This is a genomic window from Idiomarina abyssalis (genome assembly GCF_900116625.1).
GTDB classification, from domain to species: domain Bacteria; phylum Pseudomonadota; class Gammaproteobacteria; order Enterobacterales; family Alteromonadaceae; genus Idiomarina; species Idiomarina abyssalis.
Window position 1 is genome coordinate 1 of sequence record NZ_FPBE01000009.1, and the last position, 22,086, is coordinate 22,086.

Annotated in this window: 18 protein-coding genes and 1 tRNA gene; 11 read left to right on the top strand and 8 right to left on the bottom strand. The window is 47.5% G+C overall.

The window, feature by feature from the left end:
• On the top strand, nt 1–363 hold a 363-nt coding region (locus BM359_RS12575; protein ID WP_143441149.1), incomplete at its 5' end, for a transposase.
• A gap of 333 nt (nt 364–696) precedes the next feature.
• The gene (locus BM359_RS12580; protein ID WP_054491339.1) at nt 697–3,270 is read left to right on the top strand and encodes a zinc-dependent metalloprotease family protein; all 2,574 of its coding nucleotides are present in this window, start codon (nt 697–699) and stop codon (nt 3,268–3,270) included.
• A gap of 2 nt (nt 3,271–3,272) precedes the next feature.
• On the opposite strand, the gene rfaH is transcribed toward BM359_RS12580, so the two are convergent.
• Complete coding sequence (gene rfaH / locus BM359_RS12585) at nt 3,273–3,770, bottom strand: transcription/translation regulatory transformer protein RfaH (protein WP_054491340.1); 498 nt, start codon at nt 3,768–3,770, stop codon at nt 3,273–3,275.
• 133 nt (nt 3,771–3,903) lie between these two features.
• Between rfaH and BM359_RS12590 the strand changes: the two genes are divergently transcribed.
• The 3 genes from BM359_RS12590 (at nt 3,904) to purL (ending at nt 8,550) form a co-directional block, all read left to right on the top strand.
• The gene (locus BM359_RS12590; protein WP_054491341.1) at nt 3,904–4,356 is read left to right on the top strand and encodes an RDD family protein; all 453 of its coding nucleotides are present in this window, start codon (nt 3,904–3,906) and stop codon (nt 4,354–4,356) included.
• Nucleotides 4,357–4,426: 70 nt separating this feature from the next.
• Nucleotides 4,427–4,564, top strand: a complete 138-nt coding sequence (locus BM359_RS13075) for a hypothetical protein (protein WP_155826283.1) — start codon at nt 4,427–4,429, stop codon at nt 4,562–4,564.
• A 98-nt stretch (nt 4,565–4,662) separates the two neighbouring features.
• Nucleotides 4,663–8,550: a phosphoribosylformylglycinamidine synthase gene (purL, locus tag BM359_RS12595; protein WP_054491342.1), complete on the top strand. Its 3,888-nt coding sequence runs from the start codon at nt 4,663–4,665 to the stop codon at nt 8,548–8,550.
• Nucleotides 8,551–8,876: 326 nt separating this feature from the next.
• Here the strand turns inward: purL and BM359_RS12600 are convergent, their stop codons facing one another.
• Together BM359_RS12600 and BM359_RS12605 are read right to left on the bottom strand one after the other, a co-directional pair.
• Nucleotides 8,877–9,908, bottom strand: a complete 1,032-nt coding sequence (locus BM359_RS12600) for an IS110 family RNA-guided transposase (RefSeq protein WP_074930890.1) — start codon at nt 9,906–9,908, stop codon at nt 8,877–8,879.
• An 84-nt stretch (nt 9,909–9,992) separates the two neighbouring features.
• Nucleotides 9,993–10,925, bottom strand: a complete 933-nt coding sequence (locus BM359_RS12605) for a chemotaxis protein CheV (protein WP_054491215.1) — start codon at nt 10,923–10,925, stop codon at nt 9,993–9,995.
• A 162-nt stretch (nt 10,926–11,087) separates the two neighbouring features.
• On the opposite strand from BM359_RS12605, the gene flgA reads away from it, so the two are divergent.
• From flgA to BM359_RS12630, 5 genes are all read left to right on the top strand, one after another.
• Nucleotides 11,088–11,819, top strand: a complete 732-nt coding sequence (gene flgA, locus BM359_RS12610) for a flagellar basal body P-ring formation chaperone FlgA (RefSeq protein ID WP_054491214.1) — start codon at nt 11,088–11,090, stop codon at nt 11,817–11,819.
• An 81-nt stretch (nt 11,820–11,900) separates the two neighbouring features.
• The gene (gene flgM, locus BM359_RS12615; protein WP_054491213.1) at nt 11,901–12,224 is read left to right on the top strand and encodes a flagellar biosynthesis anti-sigma factor FlgM; all 324 of its coding nucleotides are present in this window, start codon (nt 11,901–11,903) and stop codon (nt 12,222–12,224) included.
• Complete coding sequence (gene flgN / locus BM359_RS12620; RefSeq protein WP_054491212.1) at nt 12,224–12,625, top strand: flagellar export chaperone FlgN; 402 nt, start codon at nt 12,224–12,226, stop codon at nt 12,623–12,625. The genes flgM and flgN overlap by 1 nt, the downstream gene beginning before the upstream one ends.
• 57 nt (nt 12,626–12,682) lie before the next feature.
• A complete protein-coding gene (locus BM359_RS12625) occupies nt 12,683–13,162 on the top strand; it encodes an LPP20 family lipoprotein (protein WP_054491211.1) in 480 nt (159 codons plus the stop codon).
• Nucleotides 13,163–13,256: 94 nt separating this feature from the next.
• Entirely contained in the window at nt 13,257–14,420 is a 1,164-nt protein-coding gene (locus BM359_RS12630; RefSeq protein WP_054491218.1) for a flagellar assembly protein FlgT, read from the top strand.
• 98 nt (nt 14,421–14,518) lie between these two features.
• Here the strand turns inward: BM359_RS12630 and BM359_RS12635 are convergent, their stop codons facing one another.
• On the bottom strand, nt 14,519–15,670 hold the full coding sequence (locus BM359_RS12635) for an RNA-guided endonuclease InsQ/TnpB family protein (protein WP_054491210.1): 1,152 nt from the start codon (nt 15,668–15,670) through the stop codon (nt 14,519–14,521).
• Nucleotides 15,671–15,787: 117 nt separating this feature from the next.
• Between BM359_RS12635 and BM359_RS12640 the strand changes: the two genes are divergently transcribed.
• Nucleotides 15,788–15,864, top strand: a tRNA-Arg gene (locus tag BM359_RS12640).
• 45 nt (nt 15,865–15,909) lie between these two features.
• Here BM359_RS12640 and BM359_RS12645 read toward each other — a convergent pair.
• Genes BM359_RS12645 through BM359_RS12660 form a run of 4 tightly spaced genes read right to left on the bottom strand, consistent with a single transcriptional unit; the run spans nt 15,910 to nt 22,085 of the window.
• On the bottom strand, nt 15,910–18,357 hold the full coding sequence (locus BM359_RS12645; RefSeq protein ID WP_054491209.1) for an EAL domain-containing protein: 2,448 nt from the start codon (nt 18,355–18,357) through the stop codon (nt 15,910–15,912).
• A 17-nt stretch (nt 18,358–18,374) separates the two neighbouring features.
• Nucleotides 18,375–20,036 (bottom strand): sensor histidine kinase, encoded by a 1,662-nt coding sequence (locus tag BM359_RS12650; RefSeq protein WP_054491208.1) that lies wholly within the window; start codon nt 20,034–20,036, stop codon nt 18,375–18,377.
• Nucleotides 20,026–21,270 (bottom strand): sensor histidine kinase, encoded by a 1,245-nt coding sequence (locus tag BM359_RS12655; protein ID WP_054491207.1) that lies wholly within the window; start codon nt 21,268–21,270, stop codon nt 20,026–20,028. Before BM359_RS12655 ends, BM359_RS12650 begins: the two co-directional genes overlap by 11 nt.
• Before the next feature lie 14 nt (nt 21,271–21,284).
• Nucleotides 21,285–22,085 carry an alpha/beta fold hydrolase gene (locus BM359_RS12660; protein WP_054491206.1) on the bottom strand — a complete coding sequence of 267 codons (801 nt, stop codon included), beginning with the start codon at nt 22,083–22,085 and terminating at the stop codon, nt 21,285–21,287.
• Nucleotide 22,086 lies beyond the last annotated feature (1 nt).

Below are 22,086 nucleotides of genomic sequence, written 5' to 3' on the forward strand. Positions count from 1 at the left end.
ATCGGACCGATAACAGCGACTTCGTTGCTGGCACTGATAGGCGATGTCAGCGAATTTAAACGCGGCCGCAATCTGTCGGAATATCTGGGGCTGGTGCCACGGCAAAACAGCAGTGGCGGTAAAGACCGCTTAGGCGGTATTACCAAAAAAGGCAATACCAAGCTGAGGACACTGCTGGTGCACGGCGCGCGCTCAGCACTGCGGGTGGCGCAGAAACGCCATGACAGGCTGAGCCTCTGGGCACAGGATGTCGCTAAACGCCGGGGCAACAACGTTGCGGCGGTGGCACTGGCCAACAAGCATGCCCGGATAATCTGGGCGATGTTAAAGAATCAAGAAGATTACCGAATGGCCGCTGCTTAACAGCAACAGCCTTCAGTAAAGAGCAGAGCGAAGGTTCAAGCCTTCCGGGAGTTGCAAACGTCAACAGGATGGTAAAGTAGGGTAAACCGACGACAACTGAGACTGGTGAATGTCCGTACATCAAGTACGTTAGCCTGATAAGCCAGTTGTCGTGCGGAGTTCATCCAGGCCAGGTGCGCACAAAGCGCGCACCATAAACAGGCCGTATATATGCGAGCGCCCCGATATTTACCACGAGTTGCCGTTGCAAAACGGGAGGGGACCATATATGACATTCATGTCAGGTGAGATCCTCACGTCAGGAAAGCAGTAAACGTATAGGAACGAAAATAGATGAACAAGAAGACAATAGCTGCGGCAGTAGTGGCACTCTCGCCGATGTTTACCGCAGCTCAAAGTTTGGGTGACAGTATTGAACTGTCTGTAGAGAACCAGATTATAGAAGCGACGCTTGCCGAGCGTTTGTCGTCCGCTAATAGTTACCGGCTGACCTTTGAGAACGCATCGGGTGACACTCAGCATTTAGGCTTTTTGCATCAACGTGGTGACAATCAGCTTATCTCAATTACTCATCCGCAACTTGGCTCTGTCAGTATTCGCCGAGTGGATGGTAAAACCGTTACAGAAAACACGAACCTGCCGCCGGCTGAGCCTAAGCGCCGGTTCACGGAGCCTCAAAAGGCATTAAGTCTTGATGCCAGAGCTTTACCTCAAAAGTCGTATTCTGTGAACACATCTTCTGCCCCGGCAGATAGTGTACAGTCATTTGATGACTCACTTGATGTGTTGTTCGTGTATGACGACCGTTTAGTCAGCTACGCCGAAGAGAACGATTACGATTTGGAACTGGCTATTCAAGGGGCAGTAGATACCAGTAATAGTATATTTCAACGTTCTGGTGTCCCGGTAACAATGACGATTGCCGGACTAGAGCCTTTTCGTCCGGACAGCACTACTGATTTCCCCAATGAAAACCCGGATCCCTTATTGGATGAGCTTATCGACGACCAGAGAATGGTTCGTTTAATTGACCGCTATAAAGCCGATTTGGTTCATTTCATTGGAGCTGACAATCCCGATGTATGTGGCATTGCGTTTAGAGCTTCGGACTTTAGTACCGAAAATAACCAGGTGAGTTTTGTTGGTGGCGGTGCCAATGCAGGCTACACGGCATTAAGTTGTATGGGAACAGGGACGGTTGCGCACGAAGTGGGTCATAACTTTGGCCTGCGTCACGATCGTTACACATTAGCTGATAACGCCAGTGGTGGAGAAGGTGACCAGGAAGACTTTCATATTCCTTACGGCTTCATCGATGAGCAGGGACGTTTTTATACGACCATGTCTTATGGTTCTGTGTGTCGTAGCGAATTCAGTGAAGGTGAGTGTGTCAGTGAAGCTGCATACTCAAGTCCGGACTTAGTTGATGGAAACTATGGTGTGCCACTGGGTAAAGCGGCTTCTGAAATTGATGCAGCCGATGCTAGCCTGGCGGCTCAGCGCAGCAGTATTATTTGGGCCAACAACAGTTCACGGATGAATGTTGCTAGTATGCAGGTCACTCGCTCGGCGAATGATGAAGTTACTCTCACGTGGCCCAAAGTTGAAGGAGCAGACAATTACGCCATTTATGCAAATGCGTGCGAAGAACTTAGCTCAATAAGCCAACAGCAGCTTTTAGACACTGCGGATAGTCAGGCAATTAATACTAACGGGGCGACAAGCCAGGCGAATGGAGGCTATGACAATATTTGTATTATTGCCATAGAAGAAGTCAACTCCACCGCTGCTCGCTGGCGCTTTGTCAGTAACGCTAGCTTCCTGGGTGACTATACCGACGCAGCAGCAAACTATTTATTGCTAAACAGTAATGTTGTCAGTTTGGTTGAAGCAGGAGACCAGGCTGCCGTCTCTATTGATTTATCTGATGAGACCACTGCCAACGCTTCTATTCAACTGGCATTGCCGGTTACAGCCAGCGGCACCGATGTAAGTCAGCAAGTTGGTATCGACAATGCGGCTGAGTGGTTTAACTGGGAAGTGACGGGATCTGGCAATACCCGAACTATGACAATAACTTTAAAACAGTCGCTTGCTGACATTAGCGCAGGATTAGACAAAGACAATGTGCATAATCCTTACCATTTGCCGTTGAAAGTGGTGAATACCGACGAGCCGGACTTTTCTGTTTCAAGCGGCCTTTGGGTGGATCCATCGAATATGACTGGTGGTGCTGCACAGGTATTTGTGAGTCAGGGAGAAAGCATTGGCGAACTGTTAGCCGTGAACTCTGCGGTGAGTGTTTATAATGTCCCTAACGACGTTGTTATCAGCGTGGAAGAACCGGAAGGCTTCATTTCAAACTTTAGCGCTACGGAAGTTGACCCGGAAGTTGAAGGTGAGCGTCGAATTCAACTGTCGGGCGATACACCGATGGTAGATGAAGCGTTATCTGTACCACTGCGTGTTGACTTTAGTGACGGCAGCGAAAGTGTAACGGTATCACTAACTGTTGAGCCAAGAGCAATAGCGCCAGGCATTAGCGGTTTCCGGGCCAGCAATACTGTAGAGGGTCAGACAGTGACGTTAACCGCTACTGTAACTGACGAGGACCAGAACCTGGACGCATCCAGCATTGAGATTGTCCGGGTAAATAGTGATGGCAGCGAAACCGAAGTTTCTAATGTCAGCACAACTGGCGATACGGTTACTGCTTCTGTTGGAAGCTTGTCTGCCGGTCAGTACCAGTATCGACTGAGTGCAAGCGATACTGAAGGTAACAGCGAGAGTGACAGCGTTAACTTCACGGTAAGTGCAGCACCGTCAGAAAGCAGTAGCGGCGGACACGCCGGCTGGTTGGTTTTATTAGGGCTTATCGCTCTGGGGCTACGCAAGCGCGTAGCCTGATGCTACTGGAATTGCAGCTCTTTGTAACTGAAGTTAGCTTTAACTTCTTTTTGCATCCATTCCAGCATAACAAAGCAGCGTGATTCACCATCCAGTTTGACAATTTTGGCAAGGAACCCACGGAAGGGGCCTTGCTGAATTTCGACGGTGTCGCCCACTTGGGGGGCTTGCTCGTCGGTTAGTTGATCCACGCCCCGCATTTGGTCTATCCAGCTTTGAGGGACTTTTGGAATGTTATCGCCAAAACGTAATACTCCGGCGACACCATAGGTACTGCGAAGTTTGTAAAATTGCTCGATAATGTCATCGGGTTTCACAAAGACATAGCCCGGAAACATACGCTCAACCACCGATGTACGCACACCTCTGCGCACTTTCTTCACCGTTAACTCCGGCGCAAACACCTCAAACCCCTGGTTCTCTAAGTTTAAAATGGCGCGTTCTTCCTGCTTTGGCTTGGTTCTTACTATGTACCAAACGTCGGATTGGAGTTCATTCATAACAGGTCCTTTTGCTGATAGGCGGCTGATCTTTCCACATTCAGTTGAGTTACGCAAATTAAGCCGATAAGCCAATTGACAGCGCCAGTCTTATCAGGCATTTTAACGTAAAAATAACAACATGGAGAAACAAATGGAATTTCGTCACGGTGGTTTTTGGTTGCGCTTTGTTGCCGCAATTATAGATGCGATTATTACCCAGGTTGGGTTGATGCTTATTGGTGCCATTCTAGGGATTTTTATTGGTATTTTTATGAGCGCAGGCGGCTCCTCAATGCAGAGTATTGAAATGGTTGCCGGCGGTGTGGGTTATGCGGTTGGCCTTATCGGGCAGTGGTTGTACTTTACCATTTTTGAAATTTCAGGCTGGCAGGCAACGCCGGGTAAAAAAGTGCTGGGTCTGAAAGTAACGAATATGGAAGGTCAGCAAATTGGTTTTGGTCAGGCAAACATTCGTTACTGGTCTAAGATTATTTCTGCGCTGATTCTGTTAATTGGTTTTATCATGATTGCCTTTACCGAGAAGAAACAGGGCTTGCACGATATTTTTGCTAAAACCTTAGTCATTAAAGATAAGCCTGCATAAAATCATTGCATAAAACTGAGGCGGCAAGGTAAGCTGAACAGGTCTTTCAACGCAATAAAGGCCAAAGTCTATGCGAGCCAACCGCCTCAGACGTGAGAATAATTCCCGCCGCCGCGCTGTTATCCGTAAGCGCAGACAACGTATCATCGATAGACGCGAAAAGTGGTTTCGCATAGTGAACCGCGAAGGTACAGCCAAAGTCGAGTAGCCTGATGTTCACGTCGGGTTCGATATTCCACCTGACATAAATGTCAGGCTACTGTATAATCTGCCAGCAAAAATCGCCCAGCTTTGGAGACCTTGCTTGTGGAAATCTACCGCGGTGCACCTGCCTTATCAGCCTTCAAAACAACGAAGCAACTTGAACAACTGAAACAGGCAGGGATTCCTGTCAAAGAGCTTTATGCCGAGTATCAGCACTTTGTTGATTTGCACAATGAACTGAGCGACGAACACCGTTCCGTATTGGTTCAGTTACTGAAGTACGGCCCCGAAATGCCGGCACACGAGCCTCAAGGTGCTCTGGTATTGGTTACTCCCCGCATTGGTACTATTTCCCCCTGGGCTTCAAAGGCCACTGACATTGCCCACAACTGTGGCTTGAAAAGTATTCATCGTGTTGAGCGTGGCGTGGCTTTCTACCTGCAGGGTGACTTGTCGGCAGAAGAACTGAAGCAAGCGGCGTTACTGTTGCATGATCGTATGACTGAAAGTGTTTTGTACGACATGAATGACGCGCAGCAGCTATTCCGCTCGCAGGAACCGCAGCCACTGTCATCGGTAGACATTCTGGCTGGCGGCCGTGAAGCACTGGCACAGGCAAATATCAGCTTAGGCCTGGCACTGGCCGACGACGAAATTGATTATCTGGTAGAGAATTTCCGCAAACTGGATCGCAACCCTAACGACATTGAGCTTTATATGTTTGCCCAGGCAAACTCTGAGCACTGCCGCCACAAGATTTTTAACGCCGACTGGACCATAGACGGCGCGGAACAGCCCAAGTCGCTGTTCAAAATGATTAAAAACACCTTTGAAATCACACCGGACTACGTGTTGTCGGCCTACAAAGACAACGCCGCCGTTATGGAAGGCCATGAAGCCGGGCGTTTCTACCCGCAGCCGGACAGTATGAGCTATGGCTACAGCCACGAACCGGTGCATATTTTGATGAAGGTGGAAACGCATAACCACCCAACCGCGATTTCTCCTTACCCGGGTGCCGCAACCGGCTCCGGCGGTGAAATTCGCGATGAAGGCGCTACCGGTGTTGGTTCTAAACCTAAAGCTGGCCTGGTGGGTTTCAGCGTTTCTAACCTGAACATTCCCGGCTTTAAGCAGCCGTGGGAAGAAAACTACGGAAAACCTGCGCGTATTGTTTCGGCGCTGGATATTATGCTGGAAGGCCCATTAGGTGGCGCAGCTTTTAATAATGAATTTGGTCGTCCGGCGCTGACCGGTTATTTCCGTACCTACGAACAAACGGTCGATAGCCACAATGGACGCGAGACCCGCGGTTACCATAAGCCAATTATGATTGCCGGTGGTTTGGGTAATATTCGTGAAGCTCATGTACAAAAAGGTGATATTCCGGTTGGCGCTAAGCTGGTTGTACTAGGTGGCCCGGCAATGAACATTGGTTTAGGTGGCGGCGCGGCATCGTCTATGGCGTCGGGTGAGTCGACAGAAGATTTAGATTTTGCCTCAGTTCAGCGTGAAAACCCGGAAATGGAACGTCGCTGTCAGGAGGTCATTGACCGTTGCTGGCAGTTAGGTGCGGATAACCCCATTGCCTTTATTCATGACGTAGGCGCTGGTGGTTTGTCAAATGCCATGCCGGAACTGGTCAGTGATGGTGGTCGTGGTGGTCGCTTTGAACTGCGCGAGATACCAAACGATGAACCGGGCATGACACCGCTGGAAATTTGGTGCAATGAGTCGCAGGAACGTTACGTTATTGCGATTGCACCGGAGAACATGGCGCGTTTTGAGGCATTGTGTGAGCGCGAGCGTGCAGAGTACGCGGTTATTGGTGAAGCGACTGAAGAGCTCACTATTTTACTGAACGACGCCAAGTTCTCGAATCAGCCGATTGATTTGTCGCTGGACGTATTGTTAGGCAAACCGCCGAAGATGCACCGCGACGTGGCCCGCTTGCAGGCCGAAGGTACGCCATTGCATTTGGAAGCCGCTGATTTGAACGACGCGGCTGATCGCTTACTGCGCTTACCGGCAATTGCTGAGAAAACCTTCTTAATTACCATTGGTGACCGCAGTGTTACCGGCTTGGTTGCCCGTGACCAGATGGTGGGTCCGTGGCAGATACCGGTGGCGGACGTTGCGGTAACCGCGTCCAGTTATGATAGCTACCACGGTGAAGCTATGGCCATGGGCGAGCGCACACCGTTGGCATTACTGAACTTTGGCGCTTCGGCCCGTATGGCGGTGGCAGAATCTCTGACCAACATTGCCGCTGCGGACATTGGTGATTTAAAACGCATTAAATTATCGGCTAACTGGATGTGTGCAGCCGGTCACCCGGGTGAAGATGCCGGTTTGTACGAGGCTGTTAAAGCTGTCGGTGAAGAGCTGTGTCCGGAACTGGGTATTACCATTCCGGTGGGTAAAGATTCCATGTCGATGAAGACTCAGTGGCAGGAAGACGGCGAAGACAAAGCCGTGACTGCGCCAATGAGTCTGGTGATTACCGCGTTTGGTCGGGTGAATGACATTCGTGCGACCTTAACGCCGCAATTGCGCACCGACAAAGGCCAGTCGCATCTGGTACTAATTGACTTAGGTAAAGGCCAGAACCGCTTAGGCGGTTCAGCGCTGGCGCAGGTATACCAGCAGTTGGGGCAACACACGCCAGACTTAGACGATACCGAAGCCTTTAAAGCCTTCTTTAACACCACACAGCAGTTGGTAACCGAAGGGCGTTTACTGGCTTACCATGACCGTTCTGACGGCGGACTGTTCACCACCGTAGCGGAAATGGCGTTTGCCGGAAACTGCGGTGCGAAAGTGGCATTGGATGAATTAGGCGAAGACAATTTAGCGGCTCTGTTTAATGAGGAGCTGGGTGCTGTTATTCAGGTTAGTGACGAGCAGTACCAAAAAGTCATGGACGCCTATAAAACCGCTGGTTTGGGCGACTGTGTTAAACGCATTGGTGAGCCAACACATGAAGACTTCATTGTCTTTACCCGTAATGGGAATGATGTTCTGGGGCAGAGCCGTACACACTGGCGTACGGTGTGGGCCGAAACCACGCATCATATGCAGCGTTTACGCGACAACCCGGTGTGTGCTGATGAAGAGTTTCGTCTGAAACAACGTGCCGACAACCCGGGTTTACAGGCTGACTTAACTTTTGACCCGTCTGAAGACATCGCGGCACCTTATATTGCCAAAGGTGTGGCGCCTAAAGTCGCGATTCTGCGTGAACAGGGCGTAAACTCGCATTACGAAATGGCAGCTGCCTTTGACCGTGCTGGTTTTGAAGCGGTTGATGTTCACATGAGCGACATTTTAGCGGGTCGTGTTTCGTTAGAAGACATGCAGGCACTGGCTGCTTGCGGCGGCTTCTCATACGGTGACGTATTAGGCGCCGGTGAGGGCTGGGCTAAGTCTATTTTATTTAACGACCGTGCACGCGAGCAGTTTGAAACTTTCTTTAAGCGTAACGATACGCTGGCGCTGGGTGTGTGTAACGGCTGTCAGATGCTATCCACGCTGAAGCAGCTCATTCCGGGAACCGAGCACTGGCCTCGTTTTGTGACGAACCGCAGCGAGCGTTTTGAAGCGCGCTTTAGCCTGGTGGAAGTGCAGGAGTCTCAGTCAATTTTCTTAGGTGACATGGCGGGATCGCGTATGCCAATTGCGGTGTCTCATGGTGAAGGCCGTGCTGAATTTGCTAACCCTCAGCAACAGTCGCAGTTAGAGCAAAGTGGTCAGGTTGCACTGCGTTACATTGATAACTGGGGTGAAGTGGCTAAGCAGTATCCGGCTAACCCGAATGGTTCACCGAAAGGTATTACTGCGGTAACCAGTGACGATGGTCGTGTGACCGCAATGATGCCACACCCTGAGCGTGTTTTCCGCACCGTAGCCAACAGCTGGCACCCGGATGAATGGGGCGAAGACAGCCCGTGGATGCGCATGTTCCGCAACGCCCGTAAGCACCTCGGGTAGCTGGGCGTGTAGCCTGACGTTTACGTCAGGTCCAGATCTCACCTGATGTGAACATCATATATGGTCCCCTCCCGTTTTGCAACGGCAACTCGTGGTAAATATCGGGGCGCTCGCATATATACGGCCTGTTTATGGTGCGCGCTTTGTGCGCACCTGGCCTGGATGAACTCCGCACGACAACTGGCTTATCAGGCTAACGTACTTGATGTACGGACATTCACCAGTCTCAGTTGTCGTCGGTTTACCCTACTTTACCATCCTGTTGACGTTTGCAACTCCCGGAAGGCTTGAACCTTCGCTCTGCTCTTTACTGAAGGCTGTTGCTGTTAAGCAGCGGCCATTCGGTAATCTTCTTGATTCTTTAACATCGCCCAGATTATCCGGGCATGCTTGTTGGCCAGTGCCACCGCCGCAACGTTGTTGCCCCGGCGTTTAGCGACATCCTGTGCCCAGAGGCTCAGCCTGTCATGGCGTTTCTGCGCCACCCGCAGTGCTGAGCGCGCGCCGTGCACCAGCAGTGTCCTCAGCTTGGTATTGCCTTTTTTGGTAATACCGCCTAAGCGGTCTTTACCGCCACTGCTGTTTTGCCGTGGCACCAGCCCCAGATATTCCGACAGATTGCGGCCGCGTTTAAATTCGCTGACATCGCCTATCAGTGCCAGCAACGAAGTCGCTGTTATCGGTCCGATGCCCGGTATCGTCATCAGCCTGCGGCTGTCTTCGTTGTTATCAGCCTGTGCCGCTAAGCGCTTATCCAGTGCTTTAACCTCTTCGTCCACCGTGCGAAGCATTTGATACAGGCGGTTTATTAAGTCCCGGGACTGAAGCGTCAGCGCATTGCTGTCGTCTTCCAGTATCTCCGGCACTCTCTGCAGTATGGTACTCACCCGCTTGGGTAAAATAATGCCGTACTCAGCCAACTGACCTCTTAGTCGGTTCGAGAACTGCGTTCTCGTCTGCACGAAGCCTTCTCGCTGGTTGACCATCAGCGCTAAATCCTGCTGCTCAATGCTTTTCAGCCTTACCGTCTGACGGTTAGGCCGTGATGCTGCCTCGGCTATCGCCCGGGCGTCATTTGCATCGTTCTTCTCACCCTGCAAATACGCTTTGACGAAGCGTGGTGGCAGAGCCACCGTTTTATAACCCAGTTTTTCACATTCGCGGCGCCAGTAATGACTCATGCCGCAGGACTCAACCGCTACTTCACAGTCATCCGTACGGCTCAGCGTCGCCAGCTTCGCTAACACCTTGTTGCTGCGCAGCTTTTTATTAAACACTTCCTGCTCATTTTCATCCAGCGCCAAAACCTGAATAAAATCCTTTGCCAAATCCAGGGCAATTCTGTTTACAATAGCCATTGGTCCTCTCCACTCTGTTCCTATAGAAGCTTGAACCTCTATATTGGCACATTGCGATGCCGTAAGAGGGAGGGGACCATCTCATCAGGCTACAACCGTATTAAGCCATTTTTGAACAGCTGTCGCTAGTTCATCCGGATGAAATTTTGCAATAAAATCATCGGCTCCAACTTTCTTCACCATAGCCTGATTAAAGACGCCACTCAATGATGTATGCAAAATAACGTGAACATCACGCAAATTTGGATCCGCCTTAATTTCTGCGGTTAAGGTATACCCATCCATTACAGGCATCTCAACGTCAGAAACTAATACCGGAACATGAGGATGCACCAGCCCCCCAACCTCTTTGGACTTCTCTTTTAAATAATCTAAAGCTTCTTTACCGTTCTTTTTAATCTCTAACGAAATACCCAAAGACTGCAGCGCTCGTTTAATTTGATTACGGGCAACTGATGAGTCATCAGTAATTAAAATGGTTAAATCTTCTTTAGCCACGTTGATTGGCGCATTGGCAACATCGTCGCTGACGTCCATATTGGTTGGCATAATGTCAGCGAGGATTCGCTCAACATCGATAATCTCAACCAGCTCATCCTCAATTTGAGTAACGGCTGTTAAGTAAGCGCCCCTGCCTGTGCCTTTCGGCGGTGGCATGACATCTTCCCAGTTAATATTAATAATGCGGTCAACCCCACCGACCAGGAAGCCCTGAATGGTTCGGTTGTACTCCGCAATAATTACAAAGCGATTTTCAATACCGGTTAACTCAGGTCCACCAGTCGCCATACTTAAGTCAATAATGGAAATAGCCTGTCCGCGAATGTGCGCAACACCACGAATGAGAGGATTTCGCCGAGGCATAGCGGTCAGTTTTGGGCAAGGCAGAACTTCGCGCACTTTAAATACGTTAATGCCAAACCGCTGCCTGCCATTAAGGTTAAACATTAAAAGTTCCAGCCGGTTTTGTCCGACCATTTGTGTGCGCTGATTCACTGAATCAAGAATACTGGCCATTATTCACTCCTGTTATATGGCAGGGAACCTATACTTCGGCACGGTACTTGCTTACATCAACAACAACCATACTGAAACCATCGAACTGCCGAACTTTTGACGTTATACCGTTTTTTTCGGCACTCGACCAGAGAACCTTAACGAATAACATCAGGAATTTTTATGATAGTACGTAAATCGCTACTGATCAGTTCGCTTTTTATTTTCGCTGCAGTGTTTACCGGTATAGACTCGGCTAACGCGGATGAAACCAGTAAAAAGCAGAACCTACGCTTTGATTATAAAGCTCTACAGGAGTTGGCTCACAATTACGTAGAGCAAAGAGTATCAGCACCTGATAACGGACGCGTGGAAGTTGTTGCTAATAATCTTGACCCTCGCATGACGCCAAAAGTCTGTCCACAACAACCTAAAGTTGATTTAGCCAATAACGCGACTTTAGACAGTTACACTACGATTGAAATTGAGTGCCCTGCATCGGCGCACTGGCGAACTTACGTACCTGTCCGTATATATCACTATAAAAATGTTGTTACGGCTGCTTCGCCAATGTCGCCGGGGCAAATGATAAGCGAGAGTGACTTAGTTTATTCTGAAGTTGACCTTAATCGTGTGCGCTCCAATGTATTCACCGACATGACTGCTTTAGTGGGCGCTCGCATTAAAAAACGCATTAGCGCAGGGCAAGCCATAAGCGCCAGCGACACCTGTCTTGTATGTGAGGGCCAAAGCGTTACAATAGTAGCTCAGGATAAAACATTGCGAATTACTGCTGCCGGAAGGGCGTTGGCTGATGGCCTTAAAGGTGAATCTGTGGTTGTTGAAAACGCACGGTCGAACAAATCGGTACAGGCTGTTGTCACAGGATTAAATGAAGTGACCGTCAATTTATAAAATTGTTAAAATATTTACTTAAGTTTTTTTGAGTACGGTCGATAAGTAACCGAGAGACTTTATCTAGCGAGGCTAAACACAATGCCAATTAATATTAACAATGCCGGGCTGAAAAATGCCAACATTGACAGCAAATCCAGTAATCGCCAAGTGCAGAACGATGCTCCGGGTAAGCCTACATCGGTTTCGCAAAAAGGCGGAGACGCCGTTTCTCTAACAAGTGAAGCGCAGCAACTGGGTGGCTTACAAGAAAAAGCCATGAACAGCAGCGGAATTGATCAAGCCAAAGTTGACAAGATCAAAGCGGATATTGAAAGCGGTTCATACAAAATAAATGTTGAGCAGTTAGCAAATAAACTGGCTCAGTTTGAATCTGACTTGTTCAGTAACGGCAATAACGAATAATGACCGTGTTGGCGCCTGTCAATGAGCTCCTTCAGGAAATGGCGGACTCGCTAGATACCCTTGCGTTGTTACAGCAACGTGAGCTAAACGCCATAGTTGACCGCCAACACGCTGATGTAAATGCCATTACAGAAGCAAAAGAAAAAGCCCTGGCCAGAGTTAATCAACTCGACCAACAGCTTGCCGAACACCCCGATAAAGAACAGCTCAAAGATGATCCCGATTTAGCCCAAGCCGTTGCTGCAATAAAAAGCACCCTGAGTAACGTTCAGCACCAAAGCCAGGTCAACGAGCAAGTGGTGCAGTCAACATTGAATAGCATCGACCAGTTGAAGCAAACCATTTTGCAGTCTGCACGAAAAGACAGCCTCACCTACGATAGTAAAGGCAAAATCCGCTAAAGATTTCTGCCATTCAGCCGTTACAACCATAAGTACTTTGTTCTATCAGAGGTCGTTATGGCTAAGCATCTACTTTCTTTCGCGTTACTCGCATCTACACTGCTATTAAGCGGATGTAGTGCTTACAACAACTTAGCGTATGATCAAAAACACGTTGAGTGGGAAACTCAGACCCCGGATGAATTCCCGGTTCTGAATGCGGTTGGTTACGCTCCTATCGAAACTCAGCAAGGCGAAAACGCTCAGCTAAAAGATCTGAACGCTATGCGTGCCTCCAAACTTGCGGCCTATCGCGAGCTGGCCGAACAAGTGTATGGTCAACGTATTGCCGGTGGTAGTTCAGTTGAAGACTGGGCGTTAAACCAGGACAGCTTTCAGGCTTCCGTTGACGGTGTTATTCGTGGTGCCGAAGTGGTAAAAACCTACACGGTTGGCGATTATTACGCGACTGAACTACGTCTGGATTTTGAGAAAGTACATCGCCTGTATCAGAGTACAAACCGCCAGCAAAAAGTGAAGCGCGTTGTTTATTACTAGGTTCTGATTTCCTCTTTCAACATGGCAGGGTTTTTGCAGCTAATTCCAATAGCAAAGTAACGACTAAAAACTGACACTTGGGATGCATAACACCATGAACTGGAAAACCCTGCTGCTGATCACTTCTGTTTTCTTTATCGCTATGCCGAGCGAAGCACGTTGGGTAGAAGCCCAGGGTACCGCCCGCATTATAAACGGCGATACCGATGCAGCACGTCAAAAAGCTATAGAAAATGCGCTGCAACAAGCGCTTCTCACTTCTGGCGGAAATATCTCCAGTATTCAACAAGTGGTTGACGGCGTATTACGAAACACTGAAACCCAATGGAGCAGTCAGGGTAACGTGGACCAAGTCACTATTGTTCGCGAAGAAGTTCGTGATGACCGCGTTATTGTCCTGCTGCGAGCTGACATCTGGAACCGCGAAGGCGATTGCACTCGAAGCAGTTACAAAAACTCCGTTACTATCGTCCCGTTTGAATTGCGCGATCGCGCCCATGGGACCTGGGGACAAATCTGGGAAATTGGAGAAGTTGCCGCAGAGCGTTTAGCGCGTGAGCTTGGCGGTGTCGGCAGCCAACTGCATATTTCTCATACCTTGCAGCGACATGCGGGACTCGGGCAAGCACTGAATGGCCTTAACCTGGAAGAGCTGGGCCGCATGGCTCGTAGCCTCGGTTTAGCCAACGACAGTCAGTTTGTTGTCTTTGGTATGTTTGACGACTTAGCCATGATGGACACCAGCTCTAACTGGTTCTGGTCCAGCGATCCAAACCGCCACTACGCCTTAACGCTTTACCTGCTGGATGCGACAACCGGACAACTGGTTACCCGCGCACGAGTCGAAGACACTCAGCCCTGGACTTTTGATCGCAACATCGATGTTGATGTTGCCACAGCACAGTTTTGGAACGAGCCCTTCGGTGCCGCACTAGATAGCGGCTTGCGCGATTTAGCCTCTGGTGTGAAAGAGCAGGTAGTTTGCAAACCGGTACGAGCCAGAATTATTGCCGTCGATGAAAAAACGCTTCAGTTTAATTTGGGTGAAAAACACGGCGTAAGCCCGGGCGATAAGCTTAAAGTTGTTCAGCCCAGTCACTTTACCGATGATCAGGGCCGTTACCGTCAGAAATGGCAGGTGAGTGAGTTTGAGGTGGAAGTTTCCCAAGTGCAGCAATCTACGGCTATTGCTAAGCTGACTAGAGGAAATATGTTACATAATATTCAGGTGAACGACTGGGTGGTGCCGGTTAACTGATCTAATATGAGACTGTAAGTAACTTACAGCACAGATAGAGCAATCGCCTCGTGACTTATTTTTCACATCTGAAAAATTTCTTGCTTCTTATGCCACTGCTAGCTTTCGCTAGTCTTATGCAAGCATCCACAAGCAGAAACGGAGTGTCCCTCCGCTTTTAACATTATTAACCCTTGCTTCAATATATTAATAGCTGCATTGGTATCTCGATCATGCGTAATACCACAATTGCATGTCCAAACTCTATCATTAAGGCTTATAAAGCTTTTTTTACCACACGAATGACAAGTTTTTGTACTGGCAAAAAAACGGTCTACTTTTACCAAATGCTTCCCTGATTGATTAGCTTTATAAGCTAGCTTCTCAATAAAGCCAGACCAAACCGCATCAGCAATATGTTTAGATAGTCTATAGTTTCTGAGCATGTTAGCTGTTTCAAGAGTTTCTACAATTACCGCTTGGTTTTCGTCGATAAGTTTTCTAGACAGCTTGTGCTGAAAATCTTCCCTAGTATTAGTCAGCTTCTCATAACATTTAGCTACTATGAGTCTAGATTTATTTCTATTTTTACCACCGACTTTTTTCCTGCTTAGGGCTTTCATCTTTCTTTTCAAATTACGCTCAGCCCGGAGTAGAAACCTAGGGTTATCTGTTTTACAACCATTAGAGTCCGTAGCAAAATGCAATATTCCTAAGTCAATTCCGATGGCTGTATCAATTGACCTGCAAGTCTCAGGAGTACCTTGGTTATCATCGGATAAAATCGATGCAAAGAACTTCCCTGACGCATTGCAACTTATAGTGATACTTTTTACTTTCCCTTTAATTTCTCTATGCAGTTTAGCTTTTATTGGGCCAAGCTTGGGAATTTTTACCGCATCACTTAACACTTTGACACCAATGCAATGATAGCTAGTCTGCCGACCTCGTCTGGACTTAAATTTAGGATGCTTTGTTTTTAGTTTAGGGTTTAAAAAATTATCAAACGCCTTATCGAGGTTGATTATGGCCTGCTGTAAACTTATAGAATCAAAATTCTTCAACCAACCGTACTTTCTTGTTCTTTTGGCTAGTGCCAACAGGGGTTTTAAATCCTTTTTGGGTTTAATGCACATACCTTTTACTCTGTAATAGTGCTTTTTAAGGTACAGAGCTTTATTATAGCTGAAGCGCACTGCGCCAAAATGGGCAACTAAAAAATCACGTTGCACCTGTGTCGGATAAATCCTTACTTTGGTGGATTTCAGCATAGCCGGAAACTGTATATAAACACAGTACAAGGGTATAAGATAATCAGTTCGTGTCAAGTTAGTTTTTTAACTGCCAGTAATGAAAGACCAATTTTAATCTGGCATAATTCGTATCAAGTCCCCGTAGCTCAGCTGGATAGAGCCGCCGCCTCCTAAGCGACAGGTCGCAGGTTCGACTCCTGCCGGGGACGCCATTGATTTTTAGAACCATTCTCATACGAACCAGATGAACGGGCCACCTAAGTGAAAGGCCTTAGGTTCGACTCCTGCCGGGGACGCAAACTGTTTCTTACCGTCTGCCGTAACACCTCGTCATCCCAGGGTTTATCTAAAAACCGATACACTTCACTTTCATTAATTGCCTGAGTTAAAGCATCCTCGTTTCTATAAGCAGTCAGTACAATACGGGCGGCGTCGGGGTACATATTTCGCACGTTCGACAGAAACTCTAAGCCTTGCATATTCCTCATCCGTTGGTCAGAAATCACAACATCCACCGGCTCATGCGCCAATATATTAAAAGCCTCTTCAGCATTAGACGCCGTAAAAATATGGTAGCCGTCTCTTCTCAGCAGGCGCTGAAGCGACTTCAGGACATTTTCTTCATCATCAACAATGAGAACAGCCTGACGCTCGTGCTCTTTGAGTTTCTCATTGATGTTACTACGGTAGTCTTGCAGAAAGCTCAGTACTTGCTCTTTGGCCATTGGCTTCGCGAGCAAAAAGCCTTGCATCGCATCACAGTGGCATCGACGTAAGTATTCTTGTTGCGCGCTGGTTTCAACCCCTTCGGCTAATACTTCCAGTCCCAGATGATGGGCCATAGAAATTATCCCTTCAATAATTGCCGAGTCATGGCTGTTTGAAACCATGTCATTGACAAAGCTACGATCAATTTTTAGCAAGTTCACGGGTAAGTTTTTTAGGTAACTTAAACTTGAGTAGCCTGTGCCGAAATCATCCAACGCCACTTTAACACCCAGCTCAGAAAGCTCATGGAGTTTACTAATGGCCAGCTCGGGGTTCCGCATAAAGACAGATTCCGTAATTTCCAGCACCAGCTGTGCCGGCTTAATTCCAGTTTCTGTAATGACCTCCCGCACCGTATCAACAAACTCAGACCGCAAAATATGAACCGTAGAGATATTCACAGACACCGTAGTAAGTGTACTTCTCTTGGCAGCCAGCAGAAGAAAGTCTTTACAGGCCTGCCGTAAAATCCAACCACTCAAAGGGACAATTTGACCCGTATTCTCTGCAACTTCGATAAAATCATCGGGTGAGACCATGCCCAGCTCCGGATGATTCCAGCGGATCAACGCTTCCACCCCCGTAACTTCGCCATTAGAAAGGTAAAACTGTGGTTGATAAAACAACTCAAATTCTTGCTTCTCGATACCAGCCTGCAAAGAGTTTCGTATCTTAAGGTTCTTAGAAACCTGGTTATCGAGCTTCTGATCAAACCATTGATAACTTCCATTTCCAAAACGCTTGGCTTCGTACATCGCGATATCCGCCTGCTGTACCAGCTTAAGCGGGTCTTCATTGTAGCTGTTGGTTATTGCAAGCCCCGCCGTTGCCGACAGGTGCAGCTCACTGTCATCAATCATAAACGGACTTTGCATCGCCTTAATTAAACGCTCGGCGACTACCACAGCGTCACTTGAGTGACTCAGCTCAGGCAAAACAGCAACAAACTCGTCGCCATCCATGCGGGCTAAAGTATCGCCGGGCCGAAGGCACTCGTTCAATCTCTCGGCAGCTGCCTGCAGCAGCTTGTCGCCAATTGTGTGACCCAAAGTATCATTAATTGGTTTAAACCCATCGAGACCAATAAAAACAACCGCCAACTCAACGTCGTTACGTCGGCACAAGGTTAGGCTTTGTTGCAGTCTATCAGCTAACAGAACTCGGTTAGGCAAGCCTGTTAAAGTGTCGTGGTTAGCAAAAAAGGCCACTTTCTGTTCAAGCTCAATACGGTTGGTTATATCCTCAAAATGCACTAAGCGAACTGGCTGTCCTTGCCAGTATGTCTGAATGCTATAGTGTCGCACTCGTTTTTGCTTACCATCAGCTAAATTGAGAGTGGCTTCATGACTAAAGGCATAGTTGCTGCTGTACTCTAAAGGCAACTTGCGTCCGCGAAGCTCTGCATTGCTTTGCAAAAGAAGTTTCTCTGCCGCAGGGTTCGCATACATAATCACCCGGTTGTGATCGGCTAAAACAACCGGTTGCAAGCTGTCTTCCAGCAAGTATTCGAAAGTCAGCTGACTGTCTAATAAGTCTCGCTGGTAGTTACGCCGCTCCAATGTGTAATAAATGCTTTTCTTCAAAGCCAACGGCGTGACTTCGGATTTTTCCAGGTAATCTTCTGCACCTAACTGAATGGCTCTTTTACTCAGGTCATCCGTGCCCTGCCCGGTCAGAAAAATAACCGGAGTCTCTACATGGTTCTCTCGCAAGCACTCAATAATTGCCTGTCCGTCATCTGCTCCAAGGTGAAAGTCACACAGAATGACATCGAAGTCTTCTTGCTGAACTTTTTCTATAGCTTCTTGCTTCGACTTCACCCAGCTAAGCTGGTATTCAGGCGCGCCTTTTAATAACAAATCACGAGTCAAAATGTAATCGTCTGCGTCATCTTCTATCAGCAGAATATTCAGTGCTTCCGTTACGGATAAATTCATAATCATTCCAGCAAAAGTTACTTCGGTAAAACGAGCTTAAAGGTCGTCCCCTGGCCAATATGGCTTGTTAAACTGACTTCTCCGTTATGTAGATCGATAATTTTCTTAACAATAGCTAACCCCATTCCCGTTCCGGGTACCTCACTACGAGAATGCAGCCTCTTGAACGGACGGAAAACCGATTGATGGTAAGTTGCTTCAATACCAATACCGTTATCTGAACACGCAATAGTGACTCTATCGGCACTTGTTGCTGTAGAATATAGCTCTATTTTTAACTTTCTATCTTTTCTGGCGTATTTTATTGCGTTGGTCAATAAATTATCGAACACCCGCGCAAGTAATTTAGCATCAGCGGTTAGCCTATGCCTAAGGTTTATTTCGACCTGAGCCCCCATAGCTGAAAGCTTTGCTTGATGCTCCTCCAACACCTTACTGGCAATATCATTCAAATCAACAGGTTCCAGTTTTAAAGAGTCCCTTCCTAGCTTTGCCAGCTCAAGTATTTCTGCGATAAGTTGCTGCATACGACGAGATGCTGAAACCATTCGCTCCAGATAATCCCTCTCTTGTTCTTTTAATTCCGACTGCTTTAACAGCTCACCAAAACTCACAATTTTTCTTAAAGGTTCCTGCAGGTCATGCGAGGCGACGGCCGCAAAATTTTGTAACTCGTCGTTGACCTGCTCCAGCTCACTGTAGGTTTTCTTAATTGAGGTAATATCTTGCGCTATACCGAAAACACCAACAACTTTACCGTCTTCATGCATTGGGATATTACTGACGCTTAAATTAAGCCGTTCACCTGAGCGTCTCTGTATAACTGTTTCATAATGCATTGGCTCACCCTTCAGTGCTTTATCGAAAAACAATGCAACACGAGGCAGCTCATTTGACGCAAGAACATTCTCATAATGCTGACCAACCACTTTATCTTTCTCTCTTTCCAGAAAATTTTCACCTGATTTGTTCAAGTCGGTAAAACGACCGGATAAATCTAATGAAAAAGCGGCATTGGGGTTATGATCAAACAGCGAGCGATAATGTTGCTCTGAACGATGGAGTTCTTCCAACGCTTTGTCTCGCTGAGAGGTCAGCTGATGGAAGTTCAAAATAACATCCCGGCAAATATACAGCATGGTCAAAATGAGAAAATGCCCTACCAAGATAACGCCGGGGACAGAGTCCTGCAAAACACTGGCACCATGCAAAGTCTGGTTTAGCGCATAAAACCACCAAATGCTCGCAAGGATATAAAGTAACAGCATTATCCATAACCAGTTTCCGTCTTTGCGCAGGTTGTTAGAAACCGTGAAAAAGGGCAGGAAAATGAGTCCAACTCCAGTTATAGCGGCTAAAAAACCGGGAAACACGTATAAGTCAGTCTGAAAAGCAAAGTACAGTTGCCAGCCACTTAACAGAAAACAGAACCCGGCTATTATCCAGCAAATAACCCGTTGACGATGAATAAAAAGACGAAACCGCCGAAAATAAGAAAACACAACACCAGCGACACCGACGCCAGCAGCCAATAAAGCATCGGTTAATGACATACGGAAGCTAACGCTGACCAGACCCACGCTAATAACGAAGCATCCAATACTCCCCCATAACCAGCACGCCAGAGTCAAAGAACGCCAGTAACTGCGGGCAACCATCGGTAACCAATTATATTCCATGCTCATCCTCGGAGTTATTTGCCGGGACGGGGAAAGCCAAATAAATTCGGGTTCCCTCTCCTAATTCGCTGGAGATCCTTAAGCTCCCACCAAGACTTTTCATAATGCTGTAACTAATCGACAAACCAAGGCCAGTGCCCTCGCCCTCAGGCTTAGTGGTATAAAAAGGCTCAAGTGCTTTTCTGGCGGTTTCTTCATTCATACCACAACCATTGTCTTCAATAATCACTTCGACTTGGCCACTGTGACATTTGGTCGTTATGCGGATAACGCCAAAACGCTCAATTGCATCTGCTGCATTTAACAGGACATTCATTAAAACCTGGTTGACCTTAGCCGGGTCACAGTAGACAAGAGGTAAATCCGGCAGGTAGTTTCGGCTTATATCAACTTTACGCCGAAGCTCACCGCTCATTACCCGTAAGGTTGTATCAATCTGCTTATGAATGTCACACCAGTCCTGTAACCCCGAGCTTCGGGTGAACTGGGTAAGTGCCCGGGTAATCTGAGTAATTCGCTGTATCCCTTCATTGGTTTCATTGAGCAGTGACAGTAAATCTTTCTCCAAAAAAGCTAAATCAACGGACTCTTTCTGTGCAGCGCTAATATTCTGGTTTTTATGGATGAAATCTAATAGCTTCTGACTGTATTGGCTTAAAGTATTCAAGTTTGAACGTATATACCCCACCGGGTTATTGATTTCATGCGCAATACCTGCGGCTAATTGACCCAGTGCGGCCAGCTTTTCCGTTTGCAAAAGCTCTGAACTCACCGACTCCATTTTACTCAGCAACTCAGACTTGAGGGCACGTTGCTGAAGTAACTCTTGTTCCCGACGTTCAAGTTCCTGATTAATTTCTTGGGTCTGATCTCGTTCGCGAATCAGCTGCCGTTCCAATATTAAATGCCTGTCTGCCGGCATTAGAATAAGAGAAAAGCATTTTTTATCATCAACAACTGCATTTGCAACGAACATTCGGGGACCGTCCGCCGTTTTTAAATAAAGCGTCACTTGTTCGCAGTCGTTTCCCTGCCTTAAATTAGGTTCAATTGCTGAAAGAAAATAAAGCCTGGATGCAGGTGTTAGTAACTCACCCAAAGGTTTTCCAACGATTTCCTTAGGAGCTAACTGAAGACACAGGCAAAGGCGATCGCTCACCTCTGTAACAAGAAGCTGTTCAAGTTCGCATTCCAATGCCAGAACTGGCCATTTTTCCTTTCCATAGTCAGCCATTTCCATTTTACCGTTTAAACAAATTCATGAATGTACTGCGCCACAAGTTTCGGGGCGCTCAGTTGTGGGTAATGCCCACGGGCATCCATAACCACAAGCTTAGCTAAAGGCAGCTTTTCTGCCATATACTCAGACACTTTTTGCGGTACAACAATATCAGCCTTGGCTTGCAAAATAAGTACCGGGCATTTTAGTTTGGGTAAGGTGTCCCTTACATCTGAATAAAAAGTCGCTTTCGCAAAATTACGTGTTAACTGAGCGTCGCCGGCAATAAAATAGCTCTCCAGAGTTTCAGCTAATTGCGGGTTATCACTATTCTCCATAACCTTAGGGCTCATATACTCGGCCCACTGAAAAAAGTTTTGCTCCATTAAAACCATGAGTTCATCAACATCACTACGACTAAAGCCACTTTCATAAGAGGGCAAGTCATGAATATAGCGTGGTGAAGGATTCAGCATGACTATTTTTGATACTTTATTGGCAAGCTCGGGATACGCCAGAGACGCAATGCTTCCACTGACGGAATGCGCAACTAAAGTAATATCGGTTAAGCCAAGCGTTTGAACGACTTCGGTGAGATCTTGCGCATAGCCTTTCAGCGAATCATAACGTTTACTGATGTAATTACTAAAATCCGATTCACCACAGCCTACATAGTCGAAAGTCACTATCTTATAGCTGTTAGAAAGTGCTTCAATGACCGGCTCCCAAATACGCTGCTCGCAACCAAAGCCATGAGCGAAGAGTAATGTTTTACTTCCTTCACCGCGGATCCGAACGTTATTCCGTATTGCTATCTGCCGCCGGTCCATA